The 17887-nt window shown below is 35.9% G+C and carries 18 protein-coding genes; 15 read left to right on the top strand and 3 right to left on the bottom strand.

Annotation, left to right across the window (positions count from 1 at the left end):
- Positions 1-58: 58 nt before the first annotated feature.
- Positions 59-1357 carry a DUF2254 domain-containing protein gene (locus DLJ74_RS10955; RefSeq protein ID WP_109984467.1) on the bottom strand — a complete coding sequence of 433 codons (1299 nt, stop codon included), beginning with the start codon at positions 1355-1357 and terminating at the stop codon, positions 59-61.
- A 241-nt stretch (positions 1358-1598) separates the two neighbouring features.
- Positions 1599-3308 (bottom strand): Rqc2 family fibronectin-binding protein, encoded by a 1710-nt coding sequence (locus DLJ74_RS10950; RefSeq protein WP_109984466.1) that lies wholly within the window; start codon positions 3306-3308, stop codon positions 1599-1601.
- Between the two features lie 150 nt (positions 3309-3458).
- On the opposite strand from DLJ74_RS10950, the gene DLJ74_RS10945 reads away from it, so the two are divergent.
- The 14 genes from DLJ74_RS10945 to spoVM all read left to right on the top strand — a co-directional run bounded on the left by DLJ74_RS10945 (position 3459) and on the right by spoVM (position 16864).
- Complete coding sequence (locus tag DLJ74_RS10945; RefSeq protein ID WP_109984465.1) at positions 3459-4340, top strand: YicC/YloC family endoribonuclease; 882 nt, start codon at positions 3459-3461, stop codon at positions 4338-4340.
- Positions 4341-4380: 40 nt separating this feature from the next.
- On the top strand, positions 4381-4641 hold the full coding sequence (remA, locus tag DLJ74_RS10940) for an extracellular matrix/biofilm regulator RemA (RefSeq protein WP_054787587.1): 261 nt from the start codon (positions 4381-4383) through the stop codon (positions 4639-4641).
- A gap of 15 nt (positions 4642-4656) precedes the next feature.
- On the top strand, positions 4657-5277 hold the full coding sequence (gene gmk, locus DLJ74_RS10935) for a guanylate kinase (protein WP_054859528.1): 621 nt from the start codon (positions 4657-4659) through the stop codon (positions 5275-5277).
- Positions 5274-5483 (top strand): DNA-directed RNA polymerase subunit omega, encoded by a 210-nt coding sequence (rpoZ, locus tag DLJ74_RS10930; RefSeq protein ID WP_109984464.1) that lies wholly within the window; start codon positions 5274-5276, stop codon positions 5481-5483. The genes gmk and rpoZ overlap by 4 nt, the downstream gene beginning before the upstream one ends.
- Positions 5484-5730: 247 nt before the next feature.
- A complete protein-coding gene (gene coaBC, locus DLJ74_RS10925; protein WP_109984463.1) occupies positions 5731-6930 on the top strand; it encodes a bifunctional phosphopantothenoylcysteine decarboxylase/phosphopantothenate--cysteine ligase CoaBC in 1200 nt (399 codons plus the stop codon).
- A 1-nt stretch (position 6931) separates the two neighbouring features.
- On the top strand, positions 6932-9340 hold the full coding sequence (gene priA / locus DLJ74_RS10920; protein ID WP_109984462.1) for a primosomal protein N': 2409 nt from the start codon (positions 6932-6934) through the stop codon (positions 9338-9340).
- Between the two features lie 21 nt (positions 9341-9361).
- Positions 9362-10300 carry a methionyl-tRNA formyltransferase gene (gene fmt / locus DLJ74_RS10915; protein ID WP_109984461.1) on the top strand — a complete coding sequence of 313 codons (939 nt, stop codon included), beginning with the start codon at positions 9362-9364 and terminating at the stop codon, positions 10298-10300.
- On the top strand, positions 10297-11658 hold the full coding sequence (gene rsmB, locus DLJ74_RS10910; RefSeq protein WP_109984460.1) for a 16S rRNA (cytosine(967)-C(5))-methyltransferase RsmB: 1362 nt from the start codon (positions 10297-10299) through the stop codon (positions 11656-11658). The genes fmt and rsmB overlap by 4 nt, the downstream gene beginning before the upstream one ends.
- A 28-nt stretch (positions 11659-11686) precedes the next feature.
- Positions 11687-12439, top strand: a complete 753-nt coding sequence (locus DLJ74_RS10905; RefSeq protein WP_054787586.1) for a Stp1/IreP family PP2C-type Ser/Thr phosphatase — start codon at positions 11687-11689, stop codon at positions 12437-12439.
- A complete protein-coding gene (gene pknB / locus DLJ74_RS10900) occupies positions 12433-14418 on the top strand; it encodes a Stk1 family PASTA domain-containing Ser/Thr kinase (RefSeq protein ID WP_109984459.1) in 1986 nt (661 codons plus the stop codon). The genes DLJ74_RS10905 and pknB overlap by 7 nt, the downstream gene beginning before the upstream one ends.
- Entirely contained in the window at positions 14419-15300 is an 882-nt protein-coding gene (gene rsgA / locus DLJ74_RS10895) for a ribosome small subunit-dependent GTPase A (protein WP_109984458.1), read from the top strand.
- A 1-nt stretch (position 15301) separates the two neighbouring features.
- Positions 15302-15952, top strand: a complete 651-nt coding sequence (rpe, locus tag DLJ74_RS10890) for a ribulose-phosphate 3-epimerase (protein ID WP_109984457.1) — start codon at positions 15302-15304, stop codon at positions 15950-15952.
- 71 nt (positions 15953-16023) lie between these two features.
- The gene (locus DLJ74_RS10885; RefSeq protein ID WP_109984456.1) at positions 16024-16677 is read left to right on the top strand and encodes a thiamine diphosphokinase; all 654 of its coding nucleotides are present in this window, start codon (positions 16024-16026) and stop codon (positions 16675-16677) included.
- 106 nt (positions 16678-16783) lie between these two features.
- Positions 16784-16864, top strand: coding sequence for a stage V sporulation protein SpoVM (gene spoVM, locus DLJ74_RS10880; RefSeq protein WP_054859522.1), 81 nt, complete (start codon positions 16784-16786; stop codon positions 16862-16864).
- Positions 16865-16918: 54 nt separating this feature from the next.
- Here spoVM and rpmB read toward each other — a convergent pair whose 3' ends face one another.
- Positions 16919-17107: a 50S ribosomal protein L28 gene (gene rpmB, locus DLJ74_RS10875; RefSeq protein ID WP_054859521.1), complete on the bottom strand. Its 189-nt coding sequence runs from the start codon at positions 17105-17107 to the stop codon at positions 16919-16921.
- 409 nt (positions 17108-17516) lie between these two features.
- Between rpmB and DLJ74_RS10870 the strand changes: the two genes are divergently transcribed.
- Entirely contained in the window at positions 17517-17879 is a 363-nt protein-coding gene (locus DLJ74_RS10870) for an Asp23/Gls24 family envelope stress response protein (protein ID WP_054859520.1), read from the top strand.
- Positions 17880-17887: the final 8 nt, after the last annotated feature.

Here is a 17887-nt window from a genome sequence, read left to right as displayed (position 1 = left end):
CTTAGCCGAAGGATAGAGTCTGGGTTGTTAATTGTTTAATTATCATCCTGATTTCACATTATTTTGTATGCTCATATCCAGAACAGCAAGCTACTAATTTATCGTATATCTGTTTCAAATGGTAATAATCTAACTCTGATAATGATTCCCAATCGATAATATCCATAATGTAACCATGAAATTTCCAAATCTCTTTCTTTATTCTATCGTCACTAACGATTGCTATTTTAAATAATATTTCTATCATACTATAAACAATAGAAATATCTTCTTTTCCATAATGGCGAATTTGATAAAAGCTTTTGTACAGATAATTTTGATAGGTTTTCGTTTTTTTGATTACTCTGAGTCTGTTATTATTATCCGCAATAAATTTTGTCTCCTTATAGGATTCACCGATATCTATAAGTAACGCTCCAATTCGATTAATACAATTTATGGCTGTATGAGGGTCGTTAACCGCAGGTGAGATAGCCCTTAAAGCTATTTCAACCATTTTTTGTAATATAAATTCAATATCCTGTAGGTCTGTTCTTTCATTTCCAACAATAACCATTTCCTCGAGCATTTGGAAAGTATCGATGGATTTGTTCCTGTATACGGACATTTGGACATATTCCTGTGAAACAAAATCACCAACATGTACATGTACCCGAATGACACACTCATGTTTCATAGCCCATCGGACTAATCCATCCCAATCAATTTTTTGGACATAACCAGATTTTAATGTTGGAATCTTTGTTATTTGTAACTTACCTAACCCATTTATTTCTTCTTCATTCCACTCTTCTGATTCAACAAAGTCTACCTCTTTATCTGATCGTTTAATAATTTTTGTACCATCATCTCGAATCGAAGCAATGAGATTATTTACTTGAATCCATCTGGCCGAATGATGGATAAATGAAATAAAAAATGCTAAATCAATAATAGCGATTATTACCATGATTATCGGACCAAGAAGCAGGTCTGCTTTTCCAACCATCAATAAATTAAGAAGTGCAAATATAAAGCTAAAGCTATAGACACCAAGAACATGCTGCGTTGTTTGATGATGCATAAAATCTTGTAAGGTCCTCGGAGAAAACTGCATACTGTAAGTCGTTAATACAACCATAATGACGGAAAAACTGATTGTTGTCATTGTTAACACTGCAGTAACTAAAGATGCATACAATTCGATGGCTACCTCCGTAGAGGTTAGCAATACATTGGGTATTTCTTGTTTAAAATGATCGATAACAATGGCATCTATATAGATAATAAGATAGACAAGAATAATGGCGCTAATTCCATAAAGAAAAGGAACAAACCAGAAGCTATCTCTAATTTTTAGTAAGAATTTATCTTTCATCCATTTCATCTCCCGCTATTTTTCCATTTCACTTATTCATACCCTGAATGAAGTTTTCTAAGCATGAGGATGTTCGTCCAGAACAAAATCGCTGGACGCCCGTTCATATCATCCTTTAGCGGATGCGTTAGCTTTTCTTATACTTTGGACATCAAGATTTTCGCTTCGTCGCTTTACCTCCTGCAAAAATTTATACTTTCCTAACGTATAAAAAAAGCGACCTCAAATGAGATCGCTCTTGCTATTTATTTTTTAATTTGCTTATAAACGCTTTATCTGGTGTGACGAAAAGAGTTTTTTGGTTTTCATATATTACAAATCCAGGCTTTGCCCCATTCGGTTTTTTAACATGGCGAATTAACGTATAATCCACTGGTACGGAAGAAGAGTTTTTTGACTTACTGAAGTTCGCAGCTAATTGCGCTGCTTCATGTAATGTGCCTGCACTAGGATCAGTGGAACGAATGACAACATGTGATCCAGGAATATCCTTTGTATGCAACCAAATTTCATTTTTTCGAGCAATACGGTTGGTTAAATACTCGTTCTGTTTATTGTTTTTACCAACTAAGATAATAGTACCATCGGACGCATAAAAGGTTTCAGGTTCTGGTTTTGTCGTTTTTTTCTTTGGTTTACCCTTTCCGCTTTTTTTCTTTAAATAACCTTGTTCTTGTAATTCTTCTCGGATTTCTTCAATATCCTGTTCGCGAGCAGAATTAATTTGTTCGATAATCTCTTCTAAATAGACAATTTCTTCATTAGCTTTCTTCTTCTCTTCTTCCACCATTTGCTTAGACTTTTTTAATTTATGATATTTTTTAAAGAAGGCTTGGGCATTTTCACTTGGTGTTTTATGCTCATTGAGTTTTATGGTTCTTGTCACCTGATTTGGATCATAATAATCTGTCACCTCAACCTGTTTATCTCCTTTTCGGACAAGGTGCATATGCGCAGTTAACAATTCTCCATCTCGTTGATATCGATCAGCATGCTCTGCCTCTTCTAAAGTCTTATCTAACTTCAAGAGCTTTCGTTGATTTTTTTTCACTTCATTCGTTAAAAAACGAATTAAATCACCTGCTTTTTGCTTGACACGATCTCGTTCTGCTTTTCCGGAATAATAAGTATCTAGCATTTCACTTACACTATTAAAACGTTTTTTCTCACCGCTATAACTTTCTAAATCAAGAACATAAAAACGACTTTTATTATCGTGCAGAATTTGTGGCACATACTCATTTTCTCTAATTGGGGAGATAATTTTTTTAAAAGCTTGCTTATAATCGTCTAAATTCCCGAGCCTTGCTTGGTAAATAATTTCATTTGCTAAAAGTGGGGAGATCCCCATAAATGTTTGGACAATTTGTTGATCCAGTTTTCCTGCATTAAAGTCAAGCTTGCGAATGAACATTTCTTCGTCCACGTTTATTGGATTTACCTTATTTTGACTAGGGGGGGAGATGTATTCATTTCCTGGAAGAATAGATCGATGTCTATTTTGTGCACCAGAAATATGTTTAATACTATCTAATATCAATTGTCTATCTTGATCAACTAAAATGATATTACTGTGCTTTCCCATTAACTCAACGACTAGCTTTTTTACACTTAAATCACCAATTTCGTTTTTTGTTTGGAAATGGATGTGAAGAATCCTTTCATTTTCTATTTGTTCGACGGATTCAATGAAACTACCACCTAGATGTTTCCTTAACATCATACAAAACATGGTTGGTTCTCTAGGATTATCATATTGATCTTCTGTTACATGAATCCTTGCATAAGAAGGGTGTGCAGACAGTAACAATTGTTTATTCTCTCCATATTGTCGGATGGTGAACAATAGCTCTGTTTCTGTTGGTTGATATATTTTAAGGACTCTTCCAGAAGAAAGCTTCCTATCTAATTCATGAGCAATAGCTCTTGTTACGACTCCATCAAAGACCATTTCTATCACCTCGTTTTCATATTATAACATGATGCTTTATTATTTACCCAATCAGACTCAAAATCAGTTGTGAAAGCTTTCTTGTTTTTGGTATGATGTTTATGGTGGATAAAGTGCGTCCATACTAGTTATTAATTGGAAGTGATTGGAATGAGAAGTATGACAGGCTATGGAAAGGCACAGTATCAGACAGAAGATTGGAATATTATAATTGAAATGAGAACAGTTAATCATCGTTTTTTAGATATCTCTTCCCAGATACCGAATTTCCTTTTACCAATCGAGAACAAAATAAAACAAATGATAAAAAAACATTTACATAGAGGACGAGTGGAGCTTTCCATACAAATACAAGGTGAGCAGTTACAACAACAACGCATGCGAACGAATTGGAATCTTGTGAGGCAATATGTCGAGCAGTTAAAGGAAGTACAAAAAGAATTGAACCTTGCTGGAGAGATAACGATAGATTTAGTCGCCCGATTACCTCAAGTTATGGAAATCGAAGAAGAAGATAGCAAAATGAGTTCCCACTTAGATTCCATTATATTAGAAAAAATAGCAGAAGCGTTAAAACAAGTAGAGGAAATGAGGAAAAAAGAGGGACAAAATCTATGCATTGATATCTTGAATTATATAAGAAACATAGAAAATAAATTAAAATGGTTGGGTGAACGAAGAAATATTGTTATAATAGAGTATCAAGAAAGAATAAAAGCTAGAATGGATGAATATCTTCAGGATGCTCCAATTATCGATCAAACTAAGTTAAATCAGGATATAGCAGTCCTAGCAGAAAAAGGGGATATATCTGAAGAATTGGCAAGATTGCATAGTCATATAAATCAATTTGCTTCATTGGTGCACGAGGTAGGTGCAGTGGGGCGACGATTGGACTTTATCGTACAAGAAATGCATCGAGAGTGTAATACAATCGGATCCAAATCAAATGATGCGGGAATAAGTGAACAAATTATACATATGAAAAGTGATTTAGAGAAGATCAAAGAACAGATTCAAAATATTGAATAATAGAGAAATGTGTTCTTATTTAAATAAGGGGGAGCTCGAGATGAGTTTAAAATTAATTAATATTGGCTTTGGAAATGTAGTCTCCGCAAATCGTATAATTTCAATTGTATCACCTGAGTCTGCACCAATTAAAAGAATTATTACAGTAGCAAGAGATAATAATAAGTTAGTTGATGCTACATACGGAAGAAGGACAAGAGCTGTTATTATCACAGATAGTGATCATGTTGTACTATCAGCCGTTCAACCTGAAACCGTTGGACAAAGAGTGATTAGTCATGATGAAATTAGTGATGAATAAATAGGAGGAAGTATTTTGATAGAAGAAAAAGGGATACTATTTATTTTGTCAGGACCTTCAGGTGTTGGCAAAGGAACTGTTAGAAAGGCATTATTTGAGCAAGATACTAACTTGAAATATTCAATTTCAATGACTACCCGCTCAAAACGTGAGGGCGAAAGAGATGGTGTAGACTATTTCTTCCGTACCCATGACGAGTTTAAAGAAATGATACAACAGCGAAAGCTATTAGAATATGCTGAATATGTAGGCAATTATTACGGAACACCAAAACAATATGTAGAAAAGATGATCGAGGATGGCCATGATGTATTTCTTGAAATTGAAGTACAGGGTGCCATGCAGGTTAAGGAAAACTTTCCTCAAGGTGTTTTCATATTCTTAATTCCTCCAAGTTTAGAGGAGCTGAAAAATCGGATACAAGATAGAGGTACAGAGTCTGAGGATCTAATCTCGAGTAGATTAGAAGAAGCGCGTAATGAGATTGAGATGATGGATGCCTATGATTATGTTGTGGTGAATGACGATGTAATGAATGCAGTAAGCAAAGTTCAATCCATTGTCCAAGGAGAGCATTGTAAAAAAGAAAGAGTAATTAAACAATATAAATCATTATTGGAGGTTGAAAAAGAATGATATTAGAGCCATCTATTGATAAGCTTCAATCGAAAATCAATTCAAAATACACGTTGGTAACTTTAGCTGCCAAAAGAGCTAGACAAATTCAAGACACAAAGATCCATCAGGTTTCCCGTCCTGACTCTGCAACATATGTAGGTTTAGCCTTAGAAGAAATTTTAGAAGAAAAACTAACAGTAGACGAAGATTCGGTAATAGATTAATTTCAGTTATCACGGCGCTTAGTGTACTTAACTCCTTTGCTTTAAGAGGTGTGTAGATCAAACATATAAAGCTTAGAAGAACAGGCGCTTAACATCCTGATAAGTTTCGCTAGCTATGAAGAAAGAGAAAATTCTACTGACGGAAGTCTCCCTGATAATGAGACGATTATATCCCTCGCATTGCTTCTGCTTGCGAGGGTTTCTTCTATACAGTACTTGTAAAAATTCATTTTGAGGGTGTGAGATCATGCTTAATGGAAAAAAAGTATTATTAGGTGTATCAGGAGGAATTGCGGCATATAAGGCTATTGCATTAACTAGTAAGCTAACGCAAGCTGGAGCTAATGTGAAAGTAGTCATGACTAAAAGTGCAACTGAATTCGTTACACCACTATCCTTTCAAGCTATTTCAAGAAATGAAGTCTATATTGATACGTTTGATGAAAAGGACCCGAATAAGATTGCACATATTGATCTGGCAGATTGGCCGGATTTCATTTTGCTTGCCCCTGCCACCGCTAATTTAATCGGTCGAATCGCTAACGGGTTAGCAGATGATATGTTAACAACGATAATGTTAGCAACAGAAGCCCCCGTATACATCGCTCCTGCAATGAATGTTCATATGTACCAACACCCTGCAGTTAAACGGAATATGCAGACATTAGACAATTGGGGTTATCATTTCATCGAACCAGGAGAAGGCTATCTCGCTTGTGGTTATGTTGGGAAAGGTCGCTTAGAAGAACCAGAGCAAATTGTTCGTTTGTTAGAGCAACAATTTCAGTCAAGACAACATTTAACAGGGAAGAAAATATTAATTTCGGCTGGACCGACCAGAGAAGCAATAGATCCTGTTCGCTTTTTTACGAATCATTCGTCAGGAAAAATGGGTTATGCACTTGCGGAAGAAGCTAGTAAAGAAGGCGCCCAAGTGTATTTGGTCTCTGGTCCTACTTCACTTGAAACTCCTAAGCATGTGAACCGATTTGATGTAGTAACAGCAGAGGAAATGTTTCAACAGATGAATCGTTTGTATGGGGAAATGGATATTGTGATTAGTGCTGCAGCCGTAGCAGACTATCGACCTGTTGAATTCCATCAGCAAAAATTAAAAAAACAACCAAATAATTTGTCTATAGAATTGGAAAGAACACGTGATATTTTAGAGTATCTTGGAGGTCAAAAACAGGATCAATATCTGGTGGGATTTGCAGCAGAAAGTCAACACTTAATAGAATATGGTAAAGAAAAAATAACGAAAAAAAACTTAGATGCGATTGTGATAAATGACATAAGTCGAATCGATATTGGCTTCCAATCAGATCAAAACGAAGTAACCTTTTTAACGAAGGATGGAAAAGAAAATCACATCAACCAAAACTCTAAAAACGAAATCGCTAAACAAATATTATTATTTATTGATCAGGAATTAAGGAAGGATTAATATGCAAGTAGCAAAAGTAGTTGTCGATGTTCCGACAAATCAAACGAATCACTCGTTTGATTACCTCGTTCCACCTGAGATGGTAGGATTAATAAAAAAAGGTATGAGAGTCTCTGTACCGTTTGGACCAAGAAAGGTGATGGGATTCGTTGTCAATCTTGTAGCGGAATCTGAATTTGATAAGTTGCGTAAAATTAGTCAGGTAATGGATATGACCCCTGTATTAACAGATGAATTATTAGAACTAGGTAAATGGCTTGCAGAGGAGACAATTAGTTTATATATTCAAGCATATCAAGCAATGCTACCACAAGTTTTAAAAGCAAAATACAAAAAGGAAATTGAAGCATTAACCTTTGAAGAATTGCCGAAGTCCTTACAAAAATTATTTGATGGCAGAACAGTTATTAGCTTTGATGAGTTTTTGCAGCGAAATGGAAATTATCGAGAATTACACAAGGAAATGAAAAATGGACATGTTCAGATTCATTATATAGTTCAATCGAAGGAAACGATCAAAAAAGTATCGTTTATTGAACCAAATAAAGAGTTATACTTAATAGAAGAGGCGATACAAGATCTATCCAAAAACGCTCAAAAACAACGGTTAGTGTTAGAATATTTTCTTAAAAATAATGAATCTGTCGAACAAGGTGATTTACTTCGTGCTTGTGAGACGACAACGAGTACTATTCAAGCATTGATTAAAAAGGGATTGTTAAAGAAAATTGAAAAGAAGGTATACCGTAATCCTTACCAAAACAGAGAATTTAAACGAACAAAACCACTACCCTTAAGTGATCAACAGCAAGTTGCTATTGAACCAATATGGAAGGCAATCGAGAAGGAACAGTCTGAGGTATTTCTTCTCCATGGAGTAACGGGTAGCGGGAAAACAGAAGTATACTTACAATCTATAGAAAAAGTATTACAAAAAGGACAAGAAGCGATTGTTTTAGTTCCAGAAATAGCACTAACTCCACAAATGGTTCAACGTTTTAAAGAGAGATTCGGTGGGGAAGTAGCGGTATTACATAGTGCCTTATCGCCTGGAGAAAAATTTGATGAGTGGACAAAGATTCATAAAAGAGAAGTAAAAGTAGTTGTAGGCGCAAGATCAGCTATTTTTGCTCCATTTGAGAATATAGGTATTATTATTATTGATGAGGAACATGAAACAAGCTATAAGCAGGAGGAACAGCCGCGATACCATGCAAGAGAAGTAGCGAAGCAACGTGGGATTTATCATCAATGTCCAGTGGTATTAGGAAGTGCCACCCCATTACTTGAATCATATGCCCGTGCAAAAAAAAATGTATACCATTTATTAGAAATGCCTGACAGAATGAATAACCAAGTAATGCCCCCGGTAGAAATTGTCGATATGCGTGAAGAATTACATGCTGGTAATCGGACGATGTTTTCCAAGAGATTGCTAGGTGCGATCGAAGAAAGATTAGCCAAAAAAGAGCAAGTAGTTTTATTCTTAAACAGACGGGGATATTCTACTTTTGTTATGTGTCGAGAATGTGGGGATGTAGTGAAATGTCCACATTGTGATATAGCTTTAACCTATCATAAAAGTAATCATTTATTAAAATGTCATTATTGTGATTATCAAATACCAATGATGCAAGAATGTGAAAATTGTCAGAGTGATCAGATTCGTTATTTTGGAACAGGTACCCAAAAAGTGGAGGAAGCCTTGATGCAGGTCATCCCTGATGCAAAAATTGTACGAATGGATGTTGATACCACGAGGAGAAAAGGTGCACATGAACGGTTACTGCAGAAGTTCCAAAGCAAAGAAGCGAATATATTGTTAGGAACTCAAATGATCGCGAAAGGATTAGATTTTGAAAATGTCACTTTAGTAGGTGTGCTTGCAGTGGATGCTATGTTGAATTTACCAGATTTTCGAGCCTCAGAGAAAACCTTTCAATTATTAACGCAAGTTAGTGGTAGAGCAGGGCGTCATCAGCTTCCTGGTGAAGTAATTATTCAAACATATTCAAAAGAGCACTATAGTATTGAATTAGCAAGCCAATATAATTATACTCAATTCTTTTTACAGGAAATGAATATGCGAAAGAATTTTCATTATCCTCCATATTATTTTCTAACACTAATTAATGTGTCTCATCCTAACCAATTGAAGGTAATGGAGGTCACGAAAATGATTAGCAAGCTATTGTATAAACATCTAACAAATGATGCAACGATTTTAGGACCTACACCGTCACCGATTATAAGGATTAACAATAGATATCGCTATCAGTGCATGATAAAATATAAAAATGAACCAATGCAACACGAGATTATTCGTAAAATACTCGACTATTATTATGAAGATATTCAAAAAAATGATCTTACTATAACGGTGGATTTTGAACCATATCAATTAATGTAAAGGAAAATGGGGTTGGTAAGAATGAAAAAGGTTATCTTTATGGGAACACCTGATTTCGCAGTTCCCATATTAGAGCGAATATTAGAAGATGGTTATTTGGTAGAATTAGTTGTCACCCAACCAGATCGACCAAAAGGTAGAAAAAAAACGATGACACCACCACCTGTGAGGGTTGCTGCAGAAAAAAACAATATTCCTGTATTTCAACCAGAAAAAATAAAAGATAATTTCGAACCAATACAAGCAATAGAACCAGATCTAATTGTGACCGCTGCATTTGGCCAAATCTTACCTAAAGAGCTGTTAGACATACCAAGATATGGCTGTATCAATGTTCATGCTTCACTATTGCCAGAATTAAGAGGTGGAGCTCCCATTCATTATGCCATATTAAATGGCCATCAAAAAACAGGTATTACTATTATGTACATGGCAGAAAAATTAGATGCTGGTGATATTATCAGTCAATCAGAGGTAAAGATCACCGAACAAGATGATGTCGGAAGTTTACATGATAAACTATCAGTGATCGGAGCAGACTTACTTTCCGATACGATTCCGAAAATTTTTAATGAACAAATTGAACCTATAAAGCAAGAGGAAGCTTTAGCGACATTTGCTCCGAACATTACAAGAGAGCAAGAAAAAATTAAATGGGAAAATTCGATGCAGCAAATTTTTGATCAAATACGTGGCTTGCACCCATGGCCCGTAGCTTCCACTAAATGGAGAGGAAACAATCTAAAAATTTACCATGCCACAAAATCGGAAAAGCAAACGAATCAACATCCTGGTGAGATTGTCGATATAACGGAGGATGGTATTGTTGTTGCAACAGGTGATAGTAAAGGGATAATCATTAAGACACTTCAACCAGCTGGCAAAAAAAAGATGTCAGCAGCAGATTTTATAAGAGGTGTTGGGAATAACCTTGAAGTAGGGGAGAAATTAGGCGAATGAAGAAAAATGATCAGGTAAGAAAAATAGCATTAGATTTATTACTGAAAATAGGGGAAAAAGGCGGTTATAGTCATTTAACCATTGATCAGGCCATGAAAAAATATGATTTGGATACACGAGATGGTGCGCTATTAACAGAAATTGTTTATGGCACCCTACAACACAAATTGACACTTGAATACTACCTTAATTCCTTTGTTAATAAGAAAAAAAAGCTGGATAATTGGGTGAAATGGCTGCTCTATTTATCTATTTATCAAATGCATTATCTGACGAAAATACCTGATCATGCTATCATTCACGAGTCTGTAGAAATCGCTAAAAAACGTGGGCACAAAGGAATTGCTAATTTTGTCAATGGTGTGTTACGTTCTGTTCAACGAAATGGATTACCAGATTTAAATGAAGTTAAGAAGGAAGATAAAAGAATCAGCATCACTACAAGTCATCCAAATTGGTTAGTAAATAGATGGATTAAGCAATATGGGATAGACATAACAAAAGCAATGTGTGAAACAAATATAACCCATAAACAAATAAGTATTCGTACACAGCCATTAAAAGTCAAAAGAACAGACCTTATCAAACAATTGCACGAGGACGGTTTGAAAGTAAGAGCCTCAGAAATATCAGAACAAGGCATTTTAATCGATCAGGGAAATGTTTTAAAACATCCTGCTTTTGATGAACACCTGTTCACCGTTCAAGATGAAAGCTCCATGCTAGTTGCGGAAATGATGGACCTTTCGGAAGGCATGACGATATTAGATGCCTGTAGTGCCCCTGGTGGAAAAGCAACTCATATTGCAGAGAAAATACGTGACAAAGGGACTGTTTTCGCTTATGATTTGCATGAAAAGAAGGCAAAGCTTGTAAAGAAAAAAGCGGAACAATTGGGACTTACTTGTATCCAAACAGGCCAGGCGGATGCACGAAAACTTGATCAGGTGCACGAAAAAGCTACATTTGATCGAATTCTAATTGATGCCCCATGCTCTGGTTTAGGTGTATTACGTAGTAAACCTGATATCAAATATAATAAAGAAGAGGCAGATATTAAAAAATTGGTATCCATTCAACAAGAGATATTAGAAAGCGTAGCCCTATTATTGAAAAAGGATGGGAAATTAATCTATAGTACATGTACAGTGAATAAAGAAGAAAATGAGTTAGTGATTAAGCGATTCTTGAATGAGAACCAACGGTTTATAGTAGACCCCTTATTTTTTGAAGAGTTACCTATTGGCCTTAGAAATAGCCAAGGTCTTACTGAGTTTGGTATTCAACTATTTCCTCAAGATTTAAATAGTGATGGTTTTTTTATTACAAGACTTACAAAGAAAGATAGTGTGAAATGATGAAATCCTTGTAAAGAGGTGTAAATGGATGAAATATTATTTTCGATCAGATAAAGGAAAGATTAGAGAAATTAATGAGGATGCAGTATCTGTTCTGGAAGATACGGATCACATATTGGCACTAGTGGCAGACGGGATGGGAGGCCATCAGGCTGGAGATGTAGCGAGTCAATTAGCGATTGAAAGTGTAGTACGAATGTGGGAAAATAAGGAACCGCGTGTAAGCAACAAGGAAAGCGCTGAGGTGTGGTTACAATCCGCTGTATCTAAAGCAAATAATACCGTATATGAACAATCACAGCAGGAAGATAAATACAAAGGGATGGGAACAACGATTGTAGCAGCTATATGCCATCAAACATTTATTAGTGTTGCTCATATCGGGGATAGTAGAGCTTACTTACTAGACAAGGAAGACTACAAGCAGATTACAGCAGACCATTCCTTAGTGGGTGAACTAGTGAGAACTGGCCAACTCTCAGAGGAAGATGCACAGGTTCATCCTCGTAAAAATGTTATTTTAAAGGCCCTTGGCACGGAAAAAGATGTAGAACCAGATGTTTATTCTACAACATGGGAAGAAGGGTCCAAGCTATTACTGTGTACAGATGGGCTCACAAATAAAATAGACGATAATGAGCTTTATCAAAAATTGTTACAGAAAGGCTCACAACAATTAATTGATGAATTAATTCAATTGGCCAATCAACGTGGTGGAGAGGATAATATTACCCTCGCGCTTATCGAGCAGCAAGAAGAAGTTGGTGATTCTGAATGTTAGAGGGGAGAACTTTAAACGACCGCTACCAAGTAAAAAAACTGGTAGGCGGTGGTGGTATGGCCAATGTTTATCTAGGAAACGACTTAATTTTGGATCGTGAAGTGGCTATTAAAGTATTAAGATTAGAATATGCAAATGATGATGAATTTATTAAAAGGTTTCATCGGGAGGCACAAGCTGCAACAAGCTTATCTCATCCAAATATTGTGAGTATCTATGACATTGGGGAAGAAGATCAAATCTATTATATGGTAATGGAATATATTGATGGGATGACATTAAAACAATATATTCAATTACACGCACCAATTGAGCTAGAAGAAGTACTGGATATTATGGCTCAAATTTCATCCGCTATTGGACATGCCCATGATAATGGTATTATACATAGAGATATAAAACCCCAAAATATGTTGATCGATCAATATGGTCAAGTTAAAGTGACGGACTTTGGAATAGCTGTTGCACTTAGCGCCACAGCATTAACTCAAACCAATTCTGTTCTCGGGTCGATCCATTACTTATCTCCTGAACAAGCTCGTGGAGGAAAGGCTAATGTTAAGTCAGATATTTACTCCCTTGGTATTGTAATGTTTGAAATGATTACTGGAACGCTTCCGTTTTCAGGGCAATCTGCTGTCTCCATCGCATTAAAGCATTTGCAGAAGGATTTGCCCTCTATACGTGAATGGAAGGCAAATATTCCACAATCTGTTGAAAATATTATGCTGAAAGCGACCACGAAGGATCCGCTATATCGCTATCAATCGGCAATGGATATGGAAAATGCTGTTATCCATGCATTAGATCCCGAAAAGCTTCATGAACCGAGGTTTGAACCTCCTAATAATGAGGAAGATGGGACTACAAAGGCCATTCCCATTTTAAAAGAGGACACATACACAGAAGTAAGTGCCGCCGATGATGAAACGATTGTTAAAGCAGATTCTAAAACTAGTAAGAAGGAAAAGCCCAAAAAAGAAAAGAAAAAGAAGAAAAGAAAAAAGTCTATAATTTGGGTAACAAGTCTTTTAGTGATATTATGTGGCGCGATTCTATTAGCTCTATTTGTACTTCCAAGTTTATTTGAACCGAAGGATGTGAAAATCCCAGACGTATCTGGTCAAAGCTATCAAGAAGCATTGGAAGAATTAGAAAGCTTACAGTTAAAAGTAAACAAAGAAACAGAGGCACACGAAGAAATAGAAGAGAATCATGTTATCGAAACATATCCTGCTGCCAATTCTACGGTGAAGGAAGGAAAAGATATTACAGTATACGTGAGTACAGGTCCTGATACAGTGGAATTTGAAGATTATATTGGGGAAGAGTACGAGAGTGTAGAGAAAAGTTTGTTGGATGCTGGCTATCAAGATGTGATTTCATACGAGGTTTTTTCTGATCAGCCTGTAGGGAAGATCATATCTCAGCATCAACCATCACCAGGTGATAAGGTTGTCCCAAGTAATACAAAGGTTATTTTTGAAGTAAGTAAAGGTCAGGAAACATTTCGTTTAAATAGATTAGCAGGAATGACTGTCAGTGAAGCAGAGGAGTATTTAACTAGTAATGATTTGAAGCCGAAAATTGTTGAAGAATATCACGATGAAGTAGAAGAAGGGCAAGTAATTGATCAAAATCCAGCTGCTAATGAGGAAGTTGTTAAAGGCCAAGAAATTACAATTACTGTTTCTAAGGGGCCAGAACAGCCAAAACAAGTTACCCATACCGAATCCTTTACTGTCCCATATACGAAGGATCCTGATAAAAATGAAGCCCAATCTGTTAGCATTTATGTAGGCGATGTTAATCATTCCATTCAAGAGTTATATCAGGAAGTGGAAATGATTACAGAGGATACTACTTTTAAGATTGATTTAACCATAGCCGAAGCTGAAGAAGCTTCCTACAAAGTATTGCGAGATGATGAACTATTAATTGAAAAGACAATAAGCTATGAAGATGTAAAGGGTGAGTAAATGGCAAAAGGCAGAATAATAAAGGCATTGAGTGGTTTCTATTATGTTGATTATAATGGCAAAGTGTTTCGTTGTAGAGGCAGAGGGGTTTTTCGTAAAAGGAAAATCACACCATTAGTAGGAGACTCCGTAGAATTTGAAGAGAGTGGAGAACAAGAAGGATATATTACAGCAATTGATGACCGAAAAAATGAATTAGTTCGTCCACCAATTGCGAATGTTGATCAAGCGATCGTATTGTCCTCGGCTAAAGAGCCTAATCTAAGCTTGAACTTGTTAGATAAGTTTTTAGTAATGGTTGAATCAAAACATATTCAGCCAATACTATTCTTCACAAAAATGGATTTGCTTGAAAAAAGTGAAGCTCAATCCTTGCAATCTAAATTGCAATATTACCAGGATATTGGCTATACCATTCGCTTTTTATCGAAAGAAGATCAAGATCTAGTGGAACAAGTCTCTAGCTTTCTTGAGCAAAGAATTTCTGTCTTTGCTGGGCAGTCTGGAGTGGGAAAGACCTCCTTACTTAATGCACTGATTCCTGGGCTTGAACTAGAAACAAATGAAATATCAGAAAGCCTAGGTAGAGGAAAACATACGACAAGACATGTAGAATTAATACCATTTCAAAATGGCCTAATTGCCGATACACCAGGTTTTAGCGCATTAGATTTTGCCGAATTAGAATTAGAAAGCTTACCGAATTGTTTTCCAGAGTTTGTCGAACGACGAGACACATGTAAATTTCGGGGCTGTATGCATATAAAAGAACCAGGTTGTGCAGTAAAGACAGCAGTTGAACATAAAGAAATACTAGCAGAACGATATGAAAATTATTTACATTTTATTGAAGAAATAAAGCAGAGAAAGCCGAGGTATTAATATGACAGTAAAACTTGCACCATCAATCCTATCAGCTGATTTTTCCATATTAAGAGAAGAGATTGAGGATGTAGTTAATGGCGGAGCGGATTATATTCACATAGATGTAATGGATGGTCATTTTGTTCCAAATATTACAATTGGTCCTTTAGTTGTTTCATCTATAAGACCAATAACCTCTACCGTACTAGATGTTCATTTAATGATTGAAAATCCGGATAGGTATATCCCGCAATTTGCTGAGGCGGGAGCAGATATAATTACCGTGCACGTGGAAGCATGTAGACATCTTCATCGCACAATTCACCTAATCAAGGAGACGGGGAAAAAAGCGGGTGTTGTGATTAACCCAGCCACTCCTGTTGAAAGCATTAAACCAATTTTGAAATATGTGGATTTAGTATTATTTATGACAGTGAATCCAGGGTTTGGCGGTCAATTGTTTATTCCAGAAGTATTAGATAAAGTGAAGCAAGCCGTTAGTTGGCGAGAAGATTTCGATTTATCATTTGAGATTGAAGTCGATGGCGGGGTTAATGAGAACACAGTGAAACAATGTAAAGAAGCAGGTGTTGATGTACTAGTGGCTGGCAGTGCCATATTTAACAAAAAAGACCGTCAAAAAGCAATGAATATATTAAGAAATGCTTAAAGTGAGACTACCATCAGTAGTATTTTCCCACTGATGGGGATAAATAGAACACAAATTGGAAGGTTGTCAAAATGAGAATAGGTATAGTGGCTGGCGGACCAAAGGAATTACTTGCGAATCTTCTAGCTTTCCAACACCAAATTGATTTTTGGATTGGAGCTGATTTAGGTGCAAAATATTTGTTAGACGCAGGGATTGACATCCATATGGCTGTAGGAGATTTTGATTCGGTTTCGGTTCACGACAAAGAATTAATTAAAGCTGCTACTCCTAGATTCGTTCTATACCCTACAGAAAAGGACGAGACCGACCTAGAGCTTGCTATTCGGTTAGCTCTAGAGCAAGAGCCTGACTCTATTCAGTTATTTGGTGTTACAGGTGGAAGATTGGATCACGAATTAGCTAATATTCATTTACTTTATCGGTTAATGAAACGAAATGTCTTTGGCGAAATCGTAGATCATCAGAATCAATTATCACTTTATAAATCTGGCAAATACCATATTAAAAATGTTCATCCAGGACAATATATTTCATTTATTCCATTTTCCCAAATGGTAAAAAACCTAACCTTAAAAGGATTTTATTACCCGCTTGATAAGATAACAATTGAATGGGGCTCGACATTATGTATTTCTAATCAAATAATTGACGAGCAAGGTACTTTTTCTTTTACTGATGGCATATTAATAATGATAAAGAGTGTGGATCCATTGAAAAGCTAAAGAAACATGATGGAAAATTGTACTAGGATGCAATTCTTTCCGTCAACCATCATAAGCTATAAAAAGAGTATAGAAATGTGCTTTTCAAAAGGCGGGGAGGGGTAGAATGAAATTTTATACAATTAAACTACCTAAGTTTTTAGGTGGTTTCCTAAGAGCAATACTTGGTTCGGGCAATAAAAAGTAAAAAAAAAGAAAAGGCTCCTTACATGAAGGGGCCTTTTCTTTAACAAACATATTATTAGACACGCTCTACTTTGCCAGATTTAAGAGCTCTAGCAGAAACATATACGCGTTTTGGTTTTCCGTCAACCATTATTCTAACTTTTTGTACGTTTGCTTTCCATTTACGCTTATTTGCGTTCATCGCATGTGAACGTTGATTTCCTGAAGTCGTTTTGCGACCAGTTACTACACATTTACGTCCCATCATTGTTCCCTCCTAGCTTACACTAACTCTGTACATACTTATATAATTTATCATAGATCGTTCATATTTGCAATTATTCTTCTAAGTTTTTCTCAATTGGAAAAGTTTTAGTAAGTATATTTTCACGCAGTGGATTAAGGCGTAGAGGCTTGACAGAATTTCATTTTTCCGCCATTCTATAATGGATAAGCTTTCATATGGTAATAGCTGTGATAAACTTTTTTTACATTCTATCCATTTGGTATATAATAAACTTAGATGATAAAAGTGTCTAATCGAGAATCATTCCTTCTATTGTTCGTAGAAATTTAACGGATCCACAAGAGAAGGTTCCTAGAAGTTTGGATGTCAGTAACTACAGTGGTTACTTGGCGAAAAGGTCTATATTTGAATACTAGGAGGTTGAGTTATGTCTATTGAAATAAAAACGAAGGATGGTCATGTAACCATTACAAACGAAGTAATTGCGACAGTAGCAGGTGGAGCGGCAGTAGAATGCTATGGCATTGTAGGCATGGCATCTAAAAACCAATTAAGAGATGGTATTGCGGAAATTTTACGGAAAGAGAACTTTGCAAAAGGAGTCGTAGTAAGACAACAAGTGAATGATATTCATATTGATATGTATATCATAGTAAGTTATGGCACCAAAATTTCAGAGGTGGCTCATAATGTGCAATCACAAGTGAAATATAAATTAGAAAAGACTCTTGGCTTGAATATAGATTCGATCAATATTTATATTCAAGGCGTACGGGTAAGCCAAGATTAAAATAGATG

Origin of the sequence: Gracilibacillus dipsosauri, from assembly GCF_003176895.1 — a bacterium.
GTDB classification, from domain to species: Bacteria; Bacillota; Bacilli; order Bacillales; family Amphibacillaceae; genus Gracilibacillus; species Gracilibacillus dipsosauri.
Note: the sequence above shows the minus strand (reverse complement) of the source record. Positions and strands in the feature narration are given on the sequence as shown.

Coding starts and splice junctions, on each gene's coding strand:
- DLJ74_RS10955 (WP_109984467.1), bottom strand. CDS start 1,357: ATGAAAGATAAATTCTTACTAAAAATTAGAGATAGCTTCTGGTTTGTT.
- DLJ74_RS10950 (WP_109984466.1), bottom strand. CDS start 3,308: ATGGTCTTTGATGGAGTCGTAACAAGAGCTATTGCTCATGAATTAGAT.
- DLJ74_RS10945 (WP_109984465.1), top strand. CDS start 3,459: ATGAGAAGTATGACAGGCTATGGAAAGGCACAGTATCAGACAGAAGAT.
- remA (WP_054787587.1), top strand. CDS start 4,381: ATGAGTTTAAAATTAATTAATATTGGCTTTGGAAATGTAGTCTCCGCA.
- rpoZ (WP_109984464.1), top strand. CDS start 5,274: ATGATATTAGAGCCATCTATTGATAAGCTTCAATCGAAAATCAATTCA.
- coaBC (WP_109984463.1), top strand. CDS start 5,731: ATGCTTAATGGAAAAAAAGTATTATTAGGTGTATCAGGAGGAATTGCG.
- priA (WP_109984462.1), top strand. CDS start 6,932: ATGCAAGTAGCAAAAGTAGTTGTCGATGTTCCGACAAATCAAACGAAT.
- fmt (WP_109984461.1), top strand. CDS start 9,362: ATGAAAAAGGTTATCTTTATGGGAACACCTGATTTCGCAGTTCCCATA.
- rsmB (WP_109984460.1), top strand. CDS start 10,297: ATGAAGAAAAATGATCAGGTAAGAAAAATAGCATTAGATTTATTACTG.
- DLJ74_RS10905 (WP_054787586.1), top strand. CDS start 11,687: ATGAAATATTATTTTCGATCAGATAAAGGAAAGATTAGAGAAATTAAT.
- pknB (WP_109984459.1), top strand. CDS start 12,433: ATGTTAGAGGGGAGAACTTTAAACGACCGCTACCAAGTAAAAAAACTG.
- rsgA (WP_109984458.1), top strand. CDS start 14,419: ATGGCAAAAGGCAGAATAATAAAGGCATTGAGTGGTTTCTATTATGTT.
- rpe (WP_109984457.1), top strand. CDS start 15,302: ATGACAGTAAAACTTGCACCATCAATCCTATCAGCTGATTTTTCCATA.
- DLJ74_RS10885 (WP_109984456.1), top strand. CDS start 16,024: ATGAGAATAGGTATAGTGGCTGGCGGACCAAAGGAATTACTTGCGAAT.
- spoVM (WP_054859522.1), top strand. CDS start 16,784: ATGAAATTTTATACAATTAAACTACCTAAGTTTTTAGGTGGTTTCCTA.
- rpmB (WP_054859521.1), bottom strand. CDS start 17,107: ATGGGACGTAAATGTGTAGTAACTGGTCGCAAAACGACTTCAGGAAAT.
- DLJ74_RS10870 (WP_054859520.1), top strand. CDS start 17,517: ATGTCTATTGAAATAAAAACGAAGGATGGTCATGTAACCATTACAAAC.